Origin of the sequence: Nocardioides fonticola, assembly GCF_039536805.1 — a bacterium.
GTDB lineage: Bacteria > Actinomycetota > Actinomycetes > Propionibacteriales > Nocardioidaceae > Nocardioides > Nocardioides fonticola.
This window is the reverse complement of record NZ_BAAAZH010000031.1, coordinates 15,126-34,191: the sequence shown is the minus strand read 5'-3', so window position 1 is coordinate 34,191 and position 19,066 is coordinate 15,126. Positions and strand designations below refer to the sequence as shown.

At 68.2% G+C, this 19,066-nt stretch carries 16 protein-coding genes; 4 read left to right on the top strand and 12 right to left on the bottom strand.

Translation table 11 applies throughout. From position 1 onward, the window contains the following. Positions 1–11 precede the first annotated feature (11 nt). The 3 genes from ABD671_RS19215 to ABD671_RS19205 form a co-directional block, all read right to left on the bottom strand. Entirely contained in the window at positions 12–530 is a 519-nt protein-coding gene (locus tag ABD671_RS19215) for a hypothetical protein (protein ID WP_344735081.1), read from the bottom strand. Between the two features lie 71 nt (positions 531–601). After that, the gene (locus tag ABD671_RS19210; RefSeq protein ID WP_344735080.1) at positions 602–943 is read right to left on the bottom strand and encodes a hypothetical protein; all 342 of its coding nucleotides are present in this window, start codon (positions 941–943) and stop codon (positions 602–604) included. A 178-nt stretch (positions 944–1,121) separates the two neighbouring features. Then, positions 1,122–7,472 (bottom strand): SNF2-related protein, encoded by a 6,351-nt coding sequence (locus ABD671_RS19205; RefSeq protein ID WP_344735079.1) that lies wholly within the window; start codon positions 7,470–7,472, stop codon positions 1,122–1,124. A gap of 195 nt (positions 7,473–7,667) precedes the next feature. On the opposite strand from ABD671_RS19205, the gene ABD671_RS19200 reads away from it, so the two are divergent. Continuing rightward, on the top strand, positions 7,668–8,075 hold the full coding sequence (locus ABD671_RS19200; RefSeq protein WP_344735078.1) for a DUF1173 family protein: 408 nt from the start codon (positions 7,668–7,670) through the stop codon (positions 8,073–8,075). Here ABD671_RS19200 and ABD671_RS19195 read toward each other — a convergent pair. Genes ABD671_RS19195 through ABD671_RS19185 form a run of 3 tightly spaced genes read right to left on the bottom strand, consistent with a single transcriptional unit; the run spans position 8,026 to position 9,964 of the window. After that, positions 8,026–8,187 (bottom strand): hypothetical protein, encoded by a 162-nt coding sequence (locus tag ABD671_RS19195; RefSeq protein ID WP_344735163.1) that lies wholly within the window; start codon positions 8,185–8,187, stop codon positions 8,026–8,028. The genes ABD671_RS19200 and ABD671_RS19195 overlap by 50 nt on opposite strands. Before the next feature lie 19 nt (positions 8,188–8,206). Next, on the bottom strand, positions 8,207–9,262 hold the full coding sequence (locus tag ABD671_RS19190; RefSeq protein ID WP_344735077.1) for a DUF4192 family protein: 1,056 nt from the start codon (positions 9,260–9,262) through the stop codon (positions 8,207–8,209). Between the two features lie 24 nt (positions 9,263–9,286). Continuing rightward, positions 9,287–9,964 (bottom strand): hypothetical protein, encoded by a 678-nt coding sequence (locus ABD671_RS19185; RefSeq protein WP_344735076.1) that lies wholly within the window; start codon positions 9,962–9,964, stop codon positions 9,287–9,289. Positions 9,965–10,558: 594 nt separating this feature from the next. Between ABD671_RS19185 and ABD671_RS19180 the strand changes: the two genes are divergently transcribed. Beyond that, positions 10,559–10,858, top strand: coding sequence for a hypothetical protein (locus ABD671_RS19180; RefSeq protein WP_344735075.1), 300 nt, complete (start codon positions 10,559–10,561; stop codon positions 10,856–10,858). Positions 10,859–10,980: 122 nt separating this feature from the next. Here the strand turns inward: ABD671_RS19180 and ABD671_RS19175 are convergent, their stop codons facing one another. From ABD671_RS19175 to ABD671_RS19150, 6 genes are all read right to left on the bottom strand, one after another. Continuing rightward, positions 10,981–11,319: a hypothetical protein gene (locus ABD671_RS19175; protein WP_344735074.1), complete on the bottom strand. Its 339-nt coding sequence runs from the start codon at positions 11,317–11,319 to the stop codon at positions 10,981–10,983. 140 nt (positions 11,320–11,459) lie between these two features. Next, positions 11,460–12,044, bottom strand: a complete 585-nt coding sequence (locus ABD671_RS19170; RefSeq protein ID WP_344735159.1) for a DUF3152 domain-containing protein — start codon at positions 12,042–12,044, stop codon at positions 11,460–11,462. Between the two features lie 421 nt (positions 12,045–12,465). Beyond that, positions 12,466–13,050 carry a class I SAM-dependent methyltransferase gene (locus ABD671_RS19165; protein WP_344735073.1) on the bottom strand — a complete coding sequence of 195 codons (585 nt, stop codon included), beginning with the start codon at positions 13,048–13,050 and terminating at the stop codon, positions 12,466–12,468. A gap of 70 nt (positions 13,051–13,120) precedes the next feature. Next, positions 13,121–13,747 (bottom strand): DUF305 domain-containing protein, encoded by a 627-nt coding sequence (locus ABD671_RS19160; RefSeq protein ID WP_344735072.1) that lies wholly within the window; start codon positions 13,745–13,747, stop codon positions 13,121–13,123. Between the two features lie 69 nt (positions 13,748–13,816). After that, positions 13,817–15,361, bottom strand: a complete 1,545-nt coding sequence (locus ABD671_RS19155; RefSeq protein ID WP_425574940.1) for a multicopper oxidase family protein — start codon at positions 15,359–15,361, stop codon at positions 13,817–13,819. 42 nt (positions 15,362–15,403) lie between these two features. Further along, on the bottom strand, positions 15,404–15,745 hold the full coding sequence (locus ABD671_RS19150) for an SHOCT domain-containing protein (protein ID WP_344735070.1): 342 nt from the start codon (positions 15,743–15,745) through the stop codon (positions 15,404–15,406). On the opposite strand from ABD671_RS19150, the gene ABD671_RS19145 reads away from it, so the two are divergent. Continuing rightward, positions 15,744–18,263 (top strand): heavy metal translocating P-type ATPase, encoded by a 2,520-nt coding sequence (locus ABD671_RS19145; RefSeq protein WP_344735069.1) that lies wholly within the window; start codon positions 15,744–15,746, stop codon positions 18,261–18,263. The genes ABD671_RS19150 and ABD671_RS19145 overlap by 2 nt on opposite strands. A gap of 57 nt (positions 18,264–18,320) precedes the next feature. After that, complete coding sequence (locus ABD671_RS19140; RefSeq protein ID WP_344735068.1) at positions 18,321–19,058, top strand: response regulator transcription factor; 738 nt, start codon at positions 18,321–18,323, stop codon at positions 19,056–19,058. Positions 19,059–19,066 lie beyond the last annotated feature (8 nt).

Genomic DNA, 19,066 nt, shown 5'->3' with positions numbered 1-19,066 from the left:
CCCGGGCGGGGTCAGGGCGTGACGCGGGGGCCCGGGTTCGTGCGCGTGCCGGTCCCGACGATCGGCTGGACCTGCGGCGCGGGAGTGGAGTTGAGCACTGTTGCCTGCATCCCGGTGTACCAGACGCTGAGGCCAGCGCTCTGCTCTGGTGCGGGCGCCGTCAGGTCCGTGCGGCCGAAGTGGTTCGGATCGCTCGGGTCGATCAACGTGACCTGGCTCCCGAACGCGGCACACGTGACGGCGATGGAGGCAGGGGTGGTCGACACAAAGACGTCGTCGAGACACTCCGCGCGCTTGGTGTCCTCACAGAAGCTGTCGATCAGCAGCGAGTCCTCCATCGCGGAGACCGCCAGCTCGTACGACCGATACGGGCCCACGGCCTCAGGACGCGGGTACTCCGAGTCGGCATGCCAGCACAGCGTGACCCACCAGCCCGGCACGTCGGGACCGCCGTGCGCGGCGACGTAGTCGTCCCAGGTGGCACTCTCGGGCAGCAGATCCGCGGCCGCGGGTGTCGTCGAGTTGCTCATGGCGGGACAGGCAACACACCTGCGACCAGATCGGACACTGTCCGCGTAGATTCGCGCGCGGACCTGAAGGTTCAGGCGACCGCAGCGACTCCCCGCCGCAGCAGTCGGTGGGCGGAGTCGAGGCGGAGACTGTGCTGCAGCACGGCGGAGCGGTCGAGCAGCGCGGTGATCCGCTGCTCCAGCTCATCCATCCCGGCCCGCAGGTCACCGACCTGGACGGGCACGTAGTGCGCGGGGCGCCGCTGACCGAAGTCGGTGAGCTCGGCGCGTGCCATGCCCAGGAACGGCAGCACCGTCGCGTGCCCCTCCTGTCCGGTCGCCGATTCCAAGGCGGCGAGCAGCGAGACCGCGTACACGAAGTCCGGGGTCGCGTCGTACCCGTCGAGCTCGACGGTCGTGGTGGAGATCGGCATCAGAGGTGATCCTTTCGAGACAGACCGGGTCGCGGGACCAGGCCCGCTTCCCAGTGGAGCAGACGGAGCCCGGTCGACGCACCTGACGCGCCCGAGCATGTGGACGACCCCCGCGCTACCCGGAGTTGTGGACGGTTTTCGTTCAGCCGAAGGGTGGGTGAGGGGCTCACCACCCGGCTCACCAGGACCACCCCGACTGGCCAGGAGTCGGCCCCAGCCCCGGCGGCGGCTGCTTATCCGTCACGGCCGGTGGGGCCAGAGGCGCGATCGCCGGGCGCAGGCTCGCGGCGGATCCGTTAGCCACCGTTGCGCTGACGCCGAGTTGCCCGTCCTCACTGGTGGGCGGGCTGGTGGGCGGGCTGGTGAGCGCTGGCGCGAGGTCGGCTGAGGCGTCCCGGGCGTGGATCCGCGGCCGCGGCGCCGACTCCCCACGGGCCTCCCGGGCACGCTCGGCCATCTGCTGCTTGACCCGGCGCCGGGAGGTGCGCACCGCGCCCATCTCGGCCGGCTTCACCTTCCCCGGCGTATCCAGCCGGGCATCGCGCAGAGCCCGCCACTTCTCGGTCGTCGCGTTGTAGGTCGCCTCGGCCTCTGCCACCAGGGCCGCGTGCTTGCGGGCAGCCTCGTCTCCAGCACTGCCCGCAGAGTCCGTGGTCTCGGTGGCTGATGACGCGTCGGCGTCGGCGGCGGCTGGGGTGGTCGGGCGGTCGGCGGCGACCAGTCGCATCAGCTCGGTCAACGCCTTGCTGCGGTCCTTGAGGGCGTCGAGCTCTCCGGCGGCCTCGAAGGTGGTGCCCTGCTCGCCCGCGGAGACCTCGACCTCCTTGCGCAGCCGCTCCACCCGCGCCGACAGCACGGCCGGTCGTTCACCGATGGAGCGGACCAGGTTCTCCAGGCGGGTGATCGCGCCGGTGTCGATCTTCCCCGGTGTCAGTTCGACCGGCGCGAGGTCGAGCAGGTCGGGTGCCCACCCGCGGGTGTTGGACGGGTCGTCGACCCCGACCCGGTAGCCCGGCTTCCCGATCCCGGGACGGTAGGTCCACGCGTAGAGCGATACGCCGCCGAGCAGGCCGATTAGGAACGGGCGACCCTCGCCGAGCGGCGCGTACTCCAGACCGCTGGCCAGCGTCGGGCTTTCGGTAAGCCGGAGGGCGGTGTGCTTGCGCTCCAGGATCGCCTGATCCTCCAACCGCCCGTACTTGTTGGTCACCTGCATCCGGAACGCCTCCCCGGAGGTGTCGCGCACGTGACCGGCCGCAGCCTGCAGCGCCTCGATGCTGGTCGTGAGGGTGCCGATCATCCGGTTGCCCTGCGCGACGACGTTGGCGTGGTACTCCTTCGACGCGTCGAAGGTGTCAGCCTGGTTCTGCATCCGCCGCAAGTCCAGATCCAGTTGGGTCTTGTCCATCAGCAGCGGGTTGTTGGCCGCCAACGCCTTCAACATCGCGGCCTCGGACTGGGTCGCCGACTCCGACTGGCCGATGATCGTGGCGTCCAGATCGGCCAGAGCGAACACGCGCAGGAAGTTGTCCTTGCGGGCCACATGCGCCCACTGGAAGCCCTCCGTGGAGCCCTCCAACGGGTAGTAGAGGACCCGGACCTCGTCGAACTGGTTGCCGCGTCGAATGGCGCGGCCGTTGCGCTGCTCGATCTGGTCGGGCCGGTAAGCGCCGTCGACGTGATGCAACGCCGAGAGCCGGTTCTGCACATTCAGGCCGGTGCCCATCTTCCCGGTCGACCCGATCAGCACCTTGATCTCTCCGGTACGGCACCGCTCGGTCAGCTTCCCCAGCTTCGTCGCGTCCCCCTCTGCGTCGTGGATGAACGCAACCTCATCGGGCTTCAGGCCGCCGTCGACCAGCGCGAACTTCAACGCCTCATAGAAGGAGTGCTTCCCCTCACCGTTCTGAGCACTGGTCGGGACGCCCTTGTCGCAGAACACCAGCTGGAACCCGCCCCGGATCGGCGCCGGCTCATCTGAGCCGCGGCGGACCTTGAACTCCATGTCTCGGGTGCGGCGCCACTCCTCGAGGACCTGCTCGGCCACCAGCGGCACCTTCGAGTCGGCATCCGTCAGGTCCTCGGGGTCGATGCCGGCCTCCCACAGCTTGAGCTTCGAGATCAGGCGCAGGTCGACCGCGGAGGTCAGGCCGTCGGTGCCGATGGCGACCACCGTGTCCTCGCCCGGCTCCGGCTTGAACTTCGGCTTGATCGCCTCCCGGCGCACGTTGAGGTGCCGGATGAAGGCCTGCTGGTGCTCGGAGACACCCTGGAGGATCTTCTCGGCCTGCCCACCGCGCAGCACGGGGCGCTCCAGGCCGACGTCCTCGGCGGTCACCTCGTCGGCGAACTGCACCCAGATCCGCTTGAGCTCACCGGCGTTGACCAGGCCGTCGCCTTCACGCATCTTCACCTGCAGGCGCCCGGTGACGGTCGGTTCGATGGACTCCTCCATCTGCAAGAACGCCTTGCGGAAGTCGTCGAACTCGCCCACGCCGGCTTCGGCGAGCAGGTCGGGGCGCAGGAACCGGATCATCACGTAGAACTCGCGCGTCGAGTTCGAGATCGGGGTCCCTGTCGCGAACAGCGCCACCGACCGCTTCCCCAACTCGGCGTTCCGATCGCGCAGCCAGTCCAGCTTCGCCCGCAGATCCACTGCACCCAGGTTCGGCTTGCCCTTCGCCAGCGCTCGCACCGAGGATTCGACCTCGTCGTTCTTGTACTCGTGGGCCTCGTCGACCACGACGTAGTCGAACCCGGCGGTCTCGAAGTCCAACGGCCCGACGTCCCCGCCGATGCGGTCCTGCAGTTCGCGCAGGGAGGCCTCCTCGCGCTCGATCCGCTCACCGATCCGCTTCACGGCCTTGGTGTCGCCCACCTCCAGGGCCTCGCCGCGCTCATCACGCAGCTTGTCGAGGCGCTGCTGGATGTTGTCCTCGATCGTCTCCTCCGACAGCGGCAGCAGCCGGAACGACGAGGTGGTCATCACTACCGCGTCCCAGTCGTGTGAGGCAGCCTGGGCGACGAACCGGCGCCGCGCGTCGGTACCGGAGATGCCCTTGGTGTCAGTGGCCAGCAACTGCGCGTCGGGGTAGAGGATCGTGAACTCCCGCACCCACTGCTCCAGCAGATGGTTCGGGACGACCACGACCGGCTTGTGGATCTGCCCCAGCCGCCGCTTCTCCATGATCGCCGCCGCGAGTGTGAACGTCTTCCCGGTGCCAACTTCGTGGTGCAGCAGCACTGCTTCGCAGTCCTTGGCCATCGCGACCGCGTCGTTCTGGTGCGGATCCAGCACGATCGCGTCCGACATGCCCGGGTAGGCCGAGTAGGGGGAGTCGACGTAGTTGACGTCGGTGTAGGAGCGGTACTTGTCGTTGTACGCCGCGTGAAGAAGGGCCTTGCGGTCCGGGTCCCGCCACAGCCAGCGGGCGAACTCCTTCTCGATGATCTCCATCTGCTCGCCAGCGGCCTCGGTCTCGGCGCGGTTGATCCGCTCCACACCCTCCGAATCCTTGTCGGTGACCTGCGGGCGCTGGCCCTTCAACGCCGTCTCCACGAGCTGGTAGGTGGTGCGCCGCGAGGTGCCCCACTTCGCCTTCAACGGCTTGCGCCAGTCGTGCCCCGGAGGCGCACCCATGCAGCCGCCACCTTCCAGCGCGGGGTTGCGGCGCGAGCCGCCATTGGCAGGGGAGCACTTCCAGCCGTCCTCCTCGCTGAAGGTGACCGTGGCGCGGTCGTTGCCGGTGATGTCGCGGACGAACGTCTCCACATCGGTCGCGGGGATCCAGACCATGCCGAGCTTGGCGCTGATCTTGGTGACGTCCTTGTCAGGCGGCACCGCGGCCCGCATCGCCGCCGCAGCCTCACCCCACGTGCTCGGGTCGCCCTTCGCGAGCTCCTCCAGCTCGACGGCCTTGCGGCGCACGTTGCCCGACAGATACAGGTGCGAGGGCACCAGCTCGCCGGTGCGGTGGTCGGTGAACACCAGGCCCCGGGTCAGCGACGTGGCCTCCTCGAGACCGACGCCGAGCAGCTCGGCGATGCGGTCCATGTCGACGCGGCCGTCGTGCTCGCGGCTGATCGCGACCGCATCGGCCGGCGACTCCGCCCGGGTCGGGAGCTCGCGGTAGCCGACCATCCGGCGGGTGAAGAAGTCCGCCTTCGTGGCGGTGTTGGTGAACTCGTCGTACGCCGACTCCAACCCGGTCAGCGACCACCAGGTCGGATCCTTACGGATGCCACCCATCCCGGGCTTCGAATAGGTGACTTGGTACCACTCGCCGTCATCGCCCTCGACCAGTCCCTCGGTCTGGTTCGGGTCCTCCGGGTCCTTGACCGTGACCTGCTTCTGGGAGGGCTTCATCCGGCTGATCGGGCCGTAGTCGGCGACGTAGACCTCGTAGCAGCGGTTCAGCTCGGCCCGGATCTCGGCGATCTCGGCCGTGTCCTCAGCGCTGGCTCGTTCGGCCTCGCGCAGGTCGGCGGCCAGGTCCCGCATCCGCAGCAGACTCACCAACTCATCTGCCTGGGAGGGATGGTGGCCGTCCTTGGTACGCCGGCCCGCCGTGACCGCCCCGTCCGGCACGTACTCGATCTCGGTGCCGTCGTAGTCGACGACCGTGAACGCGTGCGCCAGCGAACCGGCCGCCCCAGCTCGTTTCCCGGCGACTCGTTCGGTGCCGGTGTGGGTGATCTGCCCGACCTTCTTCGACCGAGCCATGGTTCGCGCCGACCTGACCGGTTCCAGCTTCGGCAGGGAGGGGGCCGGCGAGGTCGGGCGAGCCGCACGTGTGCTGGACTGCGTGACCTCGGGAGCGGGCTGGCCGCTCTGGGTCGGGGCAGGAATAGGGGAGTGGCCCCGTCCCTCGGTGACCGCGGCACGGGCGATCGCCTCGAGCCGATACTGCAGCTGGGTGCCCAAGGGGGCGGCCGTGACCAGGTTCTTCACCGCCAGGACCTCGCGGCCCATGGTGGCCTGACCGGTCGAGGTGCTGCCGAGAATGTTCTCCCGGTGGGTGGTGAAGTAGCCGCTGACGTGTCGCTCGGTGCCGTCGTCGAGCGGGGTCGGGATCGAGGTCAGCCACGCGTCATCGCCCGGCGCCTGTCCGGGTTCGCGGCGGCGCAGCACCAGGACGTCGGTGACGACCTCGGTGCCCGCCGCAGCGCGGTGGGCCGCGTTCGGGAGTCGTACGGCGCCGAGCAGGTCTGCGCGCTCGTACCAGCTGCGCCGCACGGTGGAGTTCTGCTTGTCCAACGTGCCGGCCGAGGTGATCACCGCCATCACGCCGCCGGGCTTCAACCCGGCTAGGGCCTTGGAGATGAAGTGGTCGTGGATCAGCAGCTGGTTACCCGGGTTGTGCACCCGATCCCGCACTGGGTAGTTCCCGAACGGCACGTTCCCGATCACCGCGTCAAACGTGTTCGGCCGGATGGGGGTATCGCCGAAGGACTCCACCCGCACCTCAGCGGCCGGGTAGAGCAGCCGCGCGATCGCACCGGAGACCTCGTTGCGCTCAACCCCGACCATCCGCGCGCCCACCGGGGCGAACCCGATGAAGTTCCCGATGCCGCAGCCCGCCTCCAGCACCAGACCAGACTCGAATCCCAGGTGCCCAAGTGCGGCCCACATTGGCTCGACCAGGCCGGCGTCGGTGAAGTGCGAGTTCAACGCGTTCTGCATCGCCTCGTCGTACTCGGCCGGCGACAACAGACTGGACAGTTCCTCGCGCACGTCCGCGTAAGTGTCGTCGCCGGTGACGAACACCTTCGGCAACGCACCCCACCCGGCGAACCGGGCCAGGACCTGCTGCTCCTCGGCGCTCGCGGGACGGGCTTCGGCCTCGATGCGGCGCAACAGCCGCAAAGCCGCCAGGTTGGCCTGAACCTTCGCCTCCACCCCGGCCGGCGCCAGATCCCCCTGACCGGTCGGCGTGAACGAGATCCGCTCGAAGGCCGCGGAGGCGGGCGAGGGGGAGGGGGGTGCTACTCGAAGGTCAGCGTCGTCGGCATCTCCCGAGACCGGGTCCCGGTCTCCTTCGGCAGGTACACCAGCTCCTCCAGAGCCTCCTGCTCGGCCCGCAGCTGCGCCATCCGCTCCTTGCGAGCGGTCAGCTCCGCCGGGTCGTGCGGGCGGGTCGAGGCCCGCAGGTTGTCCTTGGCCAGATAGTCCACCATCTCGACCACCTGCCGGCCCAAGTCGGTGAAGAACTCCTGACGCTGGTCGACCGGGATCGTCTCCAACCGGCTCGGCAGGTACGTCGCCCAGTACCGCGCCGCCATCGAGGCGTACTTCATCCTCGGCTCGACCTCGCTGCTCGTCTGGCTCATCGCCTGCTCCTTCCGCCTCAACTCCAGTGTGCGCCCCGGCACCGACAGTCCCGGCGATCTCCGTACGGGCCGCGCCGCCAGAACTGGTGAGCTCACCTGACGTGGTGAGTGGCTCACCCGCCTCCTCCTGCGGCTCGACGCTCAGATCCCAGAGCGACAACTGCTCCGAGTCATCCGTGCTCGCTCGACGTCGCGCCACAGTCCGGCACCTCCCAACCTGATCGGTGAGGGACCTCGGTCGCAACCCGCGCCAACGGTTCACCACCGCCCTCAGTCGGGAAAGGCACCCACCAGGCTCACGGATCGGACATTGGCCGGGAGGAAATGTGGAAAGCGATCGCGAGGAAGGCCGACGAACGTCCGATCCGCACCCCCTCGCGTTGCCTATCCCGCCATGACCACGACCCCAGCCAGCGCCCCAGCAACCCGCCGCGGCGACCCCCACGATCACGGCGGCGACCGCCAGGCCTTCGAGCTCTACGGCCGCCGCATCACCCATACCAACAGCGCCGACGTCCAGCAGCTCCTTGCCGCCGCGCACAGCGACCGCATCCGGCCGCTGTGCCTATGCCGCCCCGACGGCGTCGCGATGTACGTCGCCAAGATCGGGCCCGAGAAGTACGTCATCAAGCGCATGCCGGACTCCGGGCTCGCGCACACCCACAGGTGCACCTCCCGACAGCGCAACCGACGCACGCTGGCCCTGTGGATAACCGCGGGTATCCACAGGGCCAGAGAGGGTTGTCGTCCGGCTACGGCTCCCGGATGGTCTCGTCGAGACGCCGCTGGTCGTCCTCAGTGAGGTAGACGAGGTCGACCCGCGCCGAGGCGGCGGACGCATGTGCCACCGGCGGGGGACTGGTGGCGAGCATTCGTGCCATCGTCGCCTCGACGCGGGATCGGGTGTTCTGCATGGCGTGTTCTCCGTTCATCTCAGCGGCCCGGGGCAGGGGAGTCGGGACCGCTGACGCCCGGGGCTCCGGGACCGTTCTTCTCCGGCCGCTGGCGGTCCGGGGTGATCGTGGTGCGCAGCGCGGCCCGCTGCATGGCAGCGCTCCCGGAAGCCGGAGAGCGGAACGTGTCCCAGGTCTTCGGGTCGACGGCCTGCTCCAGTGCCAGTGCGACCAGGTCGGCGAGCTGGTTGTGTTCGGAGAGCTGGTCCAGCGCGGTCCACGCCTTCGCCCCGTCGCCGGCCACGAACGAGCTCAACGCGAGCATCGTCGCCGGAGCGTCACGAACCTCGGCCGGGGCCCGGCGCACCAGGTCCTGCCAGAACTCCGAAACGACCCGTGCGTTCTCGCGCGCCAACTTCGTCATCGACGCGTCGCGTGCCCCGCTGTCATGAAGGATCGCGAGCACCCGCGCCGCATCTGCGTCGGCCAGGTAGGTCCGGTGCTGCAGGAACCCGTCCAACATCGAGCCCACCCAGGCAGCCTCCGCGATCCGTGTCGAAGTGTCCATCGACATGGCCCGCTCCTCAGCAGCGGGCAGGTGCACGGCCACGCCGGTGGGGTCGCCCTGGAGCGCCGTGGCGAGGTCGTCGCGCCGCTCGACGGGCAAGACGCGGCCCTGCAGCGCGAACTCGGCGTCGAAGCGGGCGCGTACGCCGAGGTCGATGGTCCCGGTCGTGCGCTCGAGGACGTCGAACCACTCATCCCCATTGACCCACAGCATCGGCCCGACGTCCGGCCCGTTGGGGGCCTCGACCAGCCGCCCGCTCAGATCCGCGAGAGCTTCGAGACAGGCCAGCCCGTCCTCGCCGTACGCGACCAAGACCATCCGGCCGGTGGGGTGGCGGTGCAGATACACGTCGGTGAGCATCGAGAGAAACTCTTCCTTCTCCTTCGGCGTCGACGGTAGGTCGGTCCGAGAGATCGGCCCGCCGCCCATCGGCAAGCAGACCATTCCCTGGGGCCTGCGGAACCCGAGCGCATGGGGGACGTAGGAGAGCAGCTCATCGTGTGAGCTGAGCTTCAAGGTGCGATTCATCGGTAGGTGCCTTCCCTTCGATTGCTAGATGGCGATGCCGGACTGCCCCGCTTCCGGGTCGCGGCGTCCGGGGGGCGTCGGGTGGCATGCCGCGTAGGTCAAGGAGCCCGCGAGCGCGGCGGAGGTGTGGGCGCGGCTCTGGGCGTGCTCGATGACTGAACGCACCACCGACACGCCCTCGTCGGCGCGGCTCATCTCTTTGCCGGTGTCATGGACGCGGGAGTCGAGCAGCATCAGCGCATCGCTGGCGGCGGCGGACTCGGCCGCATGCTGCGCGTGGCGGGTGATCTGGGCGGCCACGGGCCGGGCCAGCGACACCACCTCGACGAGGACATCGATCTGGGTCCTCAGTGCCCGGATCCCGCCGTCGCAGTCGTTCGCGTCGATGCTGCCGAGCTCGTAGCCAGCGAGTTCGAGTGCGTTGCTCGCCGCGGCCAGTTGATGGGTGAGGTCTGCGCCGAGGTCGTTCATCACGCCGGACCGATTCCGCACCCGCTCTAGGTGTTCGCCCGCCGACCGCACGTACAGGTTGCGCCGCTCCTCCTGATGGGCGTAGAAGGTGTCGGTCGCGGCATCGTCGAGAAGGCGGATGGAGGAAGCCGCGACGTCGCACAGCTCATCGACGGTTTCAGCTGCACCGCGCAACGCCCGCTCGGCGTCGAAGACCGCTTGGGCGGCCGCGAGCATCCCGCGCTTGTTCACCGCGGCATACCCATCGACCGGGCGGAGCACTGCCCGGTTGCGAGGATCGCGCGTAGCCGCCCCGCAGTGTCGAAAGCCTGAGTGAGCTGCCCGCGCAGCTTGTTCAGCGGATGCTGCGGGCTCCCGTCAGCAGGCGTCGTGTTCGTGGGCTGGTTCATTGATCGGTCTCCTTCGGATCTTGGGCTCCTAGAGGGAAAGGCAACCGATGTAGATCCGGATCGGACGTCGATGTACCGAGTTCCTTCCAAGCAGCTCGTACGGGCTTGCTGCCGCAGGGCGGTTGGCCGAGGGTCGTCCGCACGGACCATTCGTCGTTGGCACTGAAGGGGTTATGGATGAGGAGTAGTTGCTGCGTGCACTTCAGTCGCGGTGGCCGAATCCCGCCCGGCTCCTCGCGCTCGCTGACGCGGAGGCCGACGGGCGTCTCGTCCTTGCCGTCGGCCACTTGTCTGCCTACCGGGCGCACTGCCTTGACAAGGAGCCCCTCCGACGAGCTGACGGTCGTGTCCTTGCAACGCCGAAGCGCCCCACGGCAGCGTCTGGCCGTGCCTACGGGTCCATCGCGTTCGGCTGTGAGGAGCGCCCGGGTTCTCTATGGTGGTCGGCGTGGCACTCACCCGACGCACTCAGCGGTTCGGCGAGTTCGCGCGAGCCGTCGAAGTCGCGCTGCGCGCCAGAGACATCGAACTCGACGCCGACGTCGTCGACCAGATCCTCCGCAACCGGGTCGATGCCGTCGCTGAACTGATGGACGTGACGCCCCGCACTGCACTCGGCTACGCGCCCGCCGATCTCCCCAGGATCATCGCCGACGCCGTCGCCGAGGCATCGGAGAGCCTCCCTGAGACGATGCCCTGCGGTCGCCTGCGCCCAGACCTGCGCGTCGTCGGATAGACCGACTCGAGCACTTCCTACGCCCTCCGCGCCTCTTCCGCGCCGCTGCTGGAGGCGCGGATGGGAATCCTCGCTGGACCCCACGAACGCGGCGAAGACGCCGTCGCGGAAGTCCTCGAGCCCTAGGCAGGTGCGCCGAGGCGAACCCGGCAGGCGGCGGCGGTACGTCGTCGCGCCCACAACGCGTAGGCAAGTAGTCCGAGGGACGCGATCGCGAGGACCGGCTGGATCGGGGCGAACCAGTTGAGTGCGCCGCTGACACCGATCGCCATGACGACGAGCTTGTTGCAGATCGGACACCCGACGGCGAAGAGCGAGAGCATGCTGCCGGCGAAGGTCTTGCCGCCCTGTGTCGGGGGCACCTCAATCGCAGGGTCGCGGACGTAGGTGGCCACGAGCGCGCCGGTGAGAATGGCCGAGAGTGCCCAGACCGGGTAGTTCCACCACAACACCGGGGTCATGCGATGGTAGAAGGACGTCTGAATGATCCCGGTCGGGATCCCGATCGCGAGCGCGGTGACGACTGCCGCTACGAGGCCGACCGATAGGCGTCGTACGAGAACCAAGTCGAGTCCCCCCTTTCTACTAGGGTGCATAGTAATCAGCCTTGGGTTACCGCGGGCCACGGGTTTGCGACGCAGCCTCCGAGACCTTTGGTCTGCTGCACCATGACCGGTGCTCGCGCGCCGGCCCGCGGGCACATCCGGTGTCCGTAGCCCAGGGCGTGACCGAACTCGTGGTTGATCATGTAGCTCCGATAGTCGCCCAGGTCGCCGCGGTAGGACCGGGCTCCGTTCGCCCAGCGCCAAGCGTTCAGGACGACGTTGTCGCCGTTGCGGCACGACAGCCTGCCGCCGGTGTCGAGCGGTGAGCAGAGCGTGTCGGTCGTGTCTGGCGAGGCCAACCTGATCCGGTAGTCGGCATTGGACGAGACCCGTTTGACGGAGTGGTCGGACAGGGCGGTCCATCCCCGCGGGTCGCTCAGAACGCCGTCGACAATGCGTGCGAACGCGGCCGGCTTGACCGGGAGGCCTCCTTCGACCTCGACGCTGTAGGTCACGAGCTCACCGTGCCCGACGACAGGCGAAGTGCCTACGGCTGAGGCGAACCGGCCCGACCCGGTCTCCGGCACGGGAGTTTGCTGCGGCGTTGTGGGGGACGCCTCTGCTTCCGGCGTGTTCGGCACCGTGGTGGCGTCTGACTCGCTCCGAGAGGTCGCCGGTGCCCCGGCGGTGGCCGTGGTGCTCGGGGGCGACTCGAGCGCCACTTCCGGACGGTTGCTTTCCGGGATGCCGGCGAGTGGGTCAGGTTCTCCGATGGTCAGCCGCGCTGCCACGGCAACCGCGGTGACCACGACTGAGGTGACGGCGGCTGCGAATCGGACCGGGGTTCGCTTGGCTTGCCGGCGACGTCCGCCTCGCGCCGCGCGGTGCTTGCCGGTCACGAGTTTTGGTGCCGGATCTGGATCAGCACGTGATCGCGTGTCGGAGCATGTCCGTGGATGCTGAGGGCGTGCCGGGTGGCGAGTTCGACGAGCTCGACTTCGGTGTCGGCGTGGAGGCAGACCCGGCAGGTGTCGCAGTGGAGTTCGAGAGGGATGGGCTGCATCAGTCCGTGCTGGGCCGATGGGCCTGGAAGCGCATGAGGTGGGATCGCCACGACGGCTGGATCGTGATCTGCGTCAATCCGGTGACGGCGAGTCCGTCGGCGAGTTCGTCGGGGGCGATGATCCGATGGGGCGAGCCGTCGGCGCGGTGGATCCCCCGAGCCAGGCGCGTGTCCGTCAGGTCGTAGCCGATCAGCACGCCACCCGGCTTCAACACTCGGGCGATCTCCGCCAGGGCGTCGATCCAATCGATGACGTGGTGCAGCATCAGGTAAGAGGTGACGGCGTCAAAGCGGGCGGTCTCGAATGGGAGGCCAGTGACGTCAGCGACCGTGACCTCGACATTCGTGAACCGTGCCAGGCGTTCTCGCGCCGAGGCGACCATTGCCTCGTCGACGTCGGTGACCGTGAGGCGCACGTCGGGGTAGTCGCGGGCCACCCCGGCGGCCATGGCTCCGCTGCCGCCGCCGATCTCGAGGACGTCGCCAGCGAGCCGGTGGCCGTCCAGCGCCCAGGGCAGCACGCTACGGCGCGCGAAGGAGCGCCATGGGCCGCTGCGGCAGAAGGCACCTTCGATGGCGGACATGACGGGCATGATCAACAACTCCTCAAGGCCGAAGGCCCCGGCAACAGGGTCGCCGGGGCCGGGATGGGTGCTACTTGAGCAGACCGTTCATGGTGGTGATCTCACTGGCCTGCGCGGTCTGAATCTGCTGGGCCAGCGCGATGGCGTCGGCATTCATGCCGTTGGTCTCTTCGGTCTTGGCCATCTCGATCGCGCCCTGGTGGTGGGCGATCATCATGGTCAGGAACATCTGGTCGAAGTCAGCGCCGGAGGCCTTCTTGAGCTTGTCCATGTCGGCGCCGCTCATCATCCCGGCCATCGAGCTGTCGCCGCCCATGTCCATGCCGCCCATCGAGGTGTCGTCGGAGGGGACGGGCTTGCCCCAGGCAGTCAGCCACCCCGACATCGTCTGGATCTCCGGGTCCTGGGCGTTCATGATCTGCATGGCGAGGTCTTTGACCTGCTGGCTCTCGGCACGGGTGTCGGCGAGCTTGGCCATCGCGACCGCCTGGCGGTGGTGCGGGATCATCTCGGTCGCGAAGGTGACGTCGGCGTCGTTGAAGTCCGACATTGCGTCGCTGCTCGAGGTGGGCGACGACGAGGTCGACGAGGATCCCATCCCGGGCATATTGCCCATGGAGTCGTTGCCGCCGCAGGCGGCGAGGGTGAGGGTTCCGGCGACCGCGAGGGCGGCCAGAGCGATGGTCTTCTTGCGCAAGGTGGTTCTCCTTGGATCGTGCGGAGGCGGGCTTCAGGGGGCCGACGGCGGTGGCGGCCACGCGAAGTCTCAGCTGGCGTTGTCGTAGACGAGGGCGGCCATCATTCCGGCCTCGGCGTGGTAGATGTTGTGGCAGTGAGCCATCCAGTTGCCCGGGTTGTCGGCTTCGAGTTGGACGGCCATGTTCTGCATCGGTTTGAGCAGCACCGTGTCCTTGCGAAGCCCGCTGGGCAGCGCGAACGTGTGGCCGTGCAGATGCATCGGGTGGGTCATCATCGTCATGTTGTTGAGCTGGACCGAGACCCGCTTTCCGGACTCGATCGTGACCGACTTGTTCTTGCCGTACGGCGCCCCGTTGATCGCCCATGCGTAGGGGCTCATCTGGCCGCTCAGGCTTAGGGTGACGCTCTGGCCGATGTCCTTGACCGGTAGCCGGGAGGACTCGGCGGGCAGCAGGTCGGAGCCGACCAGAACCTGGCCGCTGAGCTCAGCAATCCCCGCGGCCTGATCGGCCGTCGGCGGTGTACCCGCGGCGGTGCGGATCAGCCCGAGCGCGACGCCGTCCTTGCCGACTGGTTTGGCTACGAGCGGGAACACGCCGTCTTTCAGGGTGAGCGTGAGGTCGTATCGCTCGCCCATTCCGATGTAGAACGCTGAGGCCGCCTGGGGTTGGACGGCGTACCCGTCGGTGTGGGTGAGGGTGAGGCGGTGTTCCCCGACTGCTACAGAGAAGATGGTGTCGGCTGCTGCGTTGATGACCCGAACCCGGATTCGCTGTCCGGGTTTGCCTGTGAAGACGTCGGGTGCGGTGTTCACGCGACCGTTGACCAGGAAGTAGGGGTAGGTGACATCGCCGGCGTCGCCGAAGGGCGTGTTACTCGTACCCATGCTCATTCCGCCCATACCTGACATGTCCATCCCGCCGGAGGACGAGTCGCCTCCCATGTCCATTCCGCCCATGTCACTCATGCCGTCGGACGCCGAGGACGAGGGTAAGGACGACGCGGAGCCGGTGAGTTTGGTCAGCACATCGTCGGGGGTGGTGCCGGTGCCGTCGAGCCAGTCGTCGAGAACGACGATCCACTCGGCGTCGTAGTCGCCCGGATCGTTCGGGTCATCGATGATGAGGGGGGCGTAGAGACCGCGGTCGAGCTGGACTCCTACATGCGGGTGGTAGAAGTACGTTCCGGGATCGGACGCCACGAATTCGTAGACGAAGTTGCTTCCAGCTGACACGGGGTTCTGGGTGAGGCCGGGGACTCCGTCGGCTGCGTTACGCAAAGCGATGCCGTGCCAGTGGATGGTGCTGTCGGCGGGCAGCTGGTTGTCAAGGGTGATGCGCAGCAGGTCGCCGGCGGTGGCCCGCACCACCGGCCCGGGGAGAGTGTCGCCGTAGGCCCAGGTATTGACCGTGGGTCCACCGAGATCGAGAGTCGTGGGCCGTGCGATCAGCGTCTTGGTGACCACGTTCTGGCCCGCCTTCGGCGTCAGAGCGGACTGGGAGGGCAGCACCAGACCGGCGGTGGCTGCGGGCTTGCCTGAACAGGCAGACAGAACCCCCGCGCCGGCGGCCGTAAGACCGCCGAGCAGCAGCGTGCGTCGAGACAAATCCATGGTGGCGAGAGCTCGTTTCAACTGTGTGGTCAATGATCTCGGTCAGTGTCCGGTCGCGAGATGATCGCGGACGCGGCGGTACTCCTCGGAGGTGATCTCGCCGCGAGCCAGCCGTGCATCGAGGACCTTGATCGGATCCGGGTCGGTCTTGGAACGGTGGGGGCCGATCGTGCACCGAATGGCGCACGCCACCAGAACCCACAGCGCGGCCAAGCCGAGGATCATCCACAGCCACATGGCACTCGAACCCATCATCACGAACCCCAGCGTGGCGGGATGAGATTGAGGTTCCACCGCGGAAACGATGAAGGTTTCGCTAAGACCGTCCGTAGGGGTTGCGGTCGACTTCTCCCCGGCTGTGCGGGCGGACAGGATGGGCTCCATGAGCAGCCATGCGCATGCCGGTGAGGAACACCCAGGAGCGGCGGCGGTCGTCAAAGACCCTGTGTGCGGGATGAGTGTCGATCCGACCACCGCGACCCACTACGTGACTCATGAGGGCCAGACGTTCTACTTCTGCTCACCCGGCTGCAGGGCCAAGTTCGTCGCCAACCCGGCCGACTACGTCGCTACGGCACTCTCGACGCCGCACGCGCACGACGATCAGGCGCATCACCATGCGGGGACCGCCCAGGCGCAGCCGCTCTCGGTCGACGGTGCTCACGGGACGACTGATCCGACACAGACTCCGAGACAGACCACGAGGACTCTCGATGCAGAGCCGGCAACCGGCGGGCCCTCGGACGGGTCTGCGGGAGCCTCCACCGAGTGGACCTGTCCGATGCATCCAGAGATCCGCCGCCCCGGTCCCGGGGCCTGCCCGATCTGCGGGATGGCGCTCGAGCCGGTGACGGTGACACTTGACGACGGCCCAAGCCCCGAGATGCGGGACATGACCCGCCGGTTCTGGATCGGTCTCGCCTTGAGTGTTCCGGTGCTCGTGTTGGAGATGGGTGGTCACCTCTTCAGTTTCATCGATGACCTGATGGGTGCGCAGACCTCGAACTGGGTCCAACTGGTGCTCGCGACACCGGTCGTTCTGTGGGCAGGGTGGCCGTTCTTCGTGCGGGGCTGGGCCTCGCTGCGCACCCGCAACCTCAACATGTTCACGCTGATCGCGATGGGCACCGGGACAGCCTGGACCTACAGCGTCGTCGCGACCCTCGCCCCCGGAGCCTTTCCGGCCTCCTTCCGCAAGGACATGGCCGACGGCATGTCCGGCGGCGCCGTGGACGTCTACTTCGAAGCAGCCGCCGTGATCACGGTGCTGGTTCTGCTCGGTCAAGTCCTCGAGCTCCGTGCGCGGGAGCAGACCTCCGGTGCGATCCGGGCCTTGCTGGACCTGACCCCGACCACCGCACGCCGGATCGCCGACGACGGCACCGAGGCCGAGGTCGGGCTCGACGAGGTCCAGCCCGGTGATCGGCTGCGGGTTCGGCCCGGCGAGAAGGTCCCGACCGACGGCTCGGTCCTCGAGGGCCGCTCTGCCTTGGACGAGTCCCTGGTGACGGGCGAGTCGATGCCGGTTACCAAGCAGGCCGGCGACACGGTGATCGGCGGGACGATCAACACCACTGGCGCGCTGGTCATCGAGGCCCAGCGCGTCGGGAAGGACACGATGCTCTCGCGCATCGTTGCCCTCGTCGCCGAAGCGCAACGTTCCCGGGCGCCGATTCAGCGGATGGCGGACAAGGTCGCCGGCATCTTCGTGCCCGCCGTCATCGGGGTCGCACTGGTGGCATTCATGGTCTGGTTCCTCGTCGGCCCTGACCCGCGGTTCGCCCACGGCCTGATCGTCGCCGTCGCGGTGCTGATTATCGCTTGTCCCTGTGCGCTGGGCTTGGCGACACCGATCAGCATCAAGGTCGGCGTCGGCCGAGGAGCCGCCCATGGTGTCCTGATCAAGAATGCCGAGGCGTTGGAGCGCATGGAGAAGGTCGACACGGTGGTCGTCGACAAGACCGGCACGTTGACCGAGGGCCGACCGGCGGTGACGCGCATCGTGCTGGCACCGTCCGCCGGGGCCTCCGAGGACGACGTCCTGCGCATGGCAGCAGCAGTCGAGCGTGCCTCCGAGCACCCGCTGGCGCGAGCCGTCGTCGAAGCAGCCGAATCCCGCGACCTGGTCCTGCCTGAGGTCACCGACTTCGACTCACCGGTTGGGCGCGGCGTCTCCGGCACTGTCGACGGTCGCAAGGTCCGGCTGGGCAGCGCCGAGTTCCTCGCCAGCCAGTACGTCGACGCCGGGCCGCTCGCGGCCAGCGCCGAAGAGCTCCGCTCCAGCGGGGCCACGGCGATCTTCATCGCGGTCGCAGATCAGGTCCAGGCCGTGATCGCCATCGCCGACCCCGTCAAACCGACCACGCCCGCGGCAGTGAAGGACCTGCGCGACCAAGGCGTCGCGGTCGTGATGCTGACCGGCGACAACCGCACCACCGCCGAGGCCGTCGCCCGCACCCTGGGGATCGACCAGGTCGAGGCCGGCGTCCTACCGGACCGGAAGGCCGAAGTCGTCGTGAGGCTCCAATCGCAGGGCAAGGTTGTGGCGATGGCCGGCGACGGTGTCAACGACGCCCCAGCGCTGGCGGCAGCCGACGTCGGCCTGGCGATGAGCTCGGGCACCGATGTCGCCATGGAGTCCGCCGGGGTCACTCTCCTGAACGGTGACTTGATGGGCATCGCTCGCGCCCGCCGGCTCTCAGCGTTGACGATGCGCAATATCCGGCAGAACCTGATGTTCGCGTTCGTCTACAACGTCGCGGGCATCCCGATCGCCGCCGGCGTCCTGTATCCGTTCACCGGCCTGCTTCTCTCACCGATCATCGCCGCAGCAGCGATGGCACTGTCCTCGGTCAGCGTCATCACCAACGCGCTGCGGCTCAACAGCGAGCAGCTTGGCTGACCCCGCTGCGAGCACGCAGACGACGCCCACGAAGAGCGCCCACGGAAGACTGCTGTCATGAGCCCACCTGAACACGCGACACCGGTGCTGGTCGTCGAGGACGAGAAGCCGCTGGCTCAGATCGTCGCGGACTATCTGGCCAAGGCGGGATATGACGCGATCCAGGTCCACACCGGACCCGATGGAGTCGCGGCGGCACGTGAGATCGACCCCGACCTGGTCGTGCTCGATCTCGGCCTCCCCGGCTTGGACGGGGTGGAGGTGTGCCGCGAGATCCGGACCTTCTCCGACTGCTACGTCATCATGGTCACCGCCCGCGACGACGAGATCGACAAACTCATCGGCCTCGGCGTAGGAGCCGACGACTACATCACCAAGCCGTTCTCTCCCCGCGAGCTCATCGCCCGCATCCAGTCTGCCCTGCGAAGGCCCCGAGCGAGCAAACTCGCCACTGTGGCGTCACCGCTGGACGAATCCCAGTTCGGGGCGATGCGTCTCAGCAAGGGCACGCGCGAGGTCTGGGTCGATGAACGCGACGTAGCTCTGACCCGCACGGAGTTCGACCTGCTCGCGACACTGGCCGAATCCCCGCGTCGGGTCTTCACGCGCCGCCAGCTGGTCGACGCGGTCTGGGGAGAGGGCTGGGGCGGAGACGAGCACATCGTCGATGTGCACATCACGCATCTGCGGCGCAAGATCAGCGATGACGCGACCGCACCGCGCTTCGTCGGCACGGTTCGCGGTGTCGGATACCGATTCATCGCTGAGCCGGCCAGCGACGGAACTCCACGATGAGACGTCCG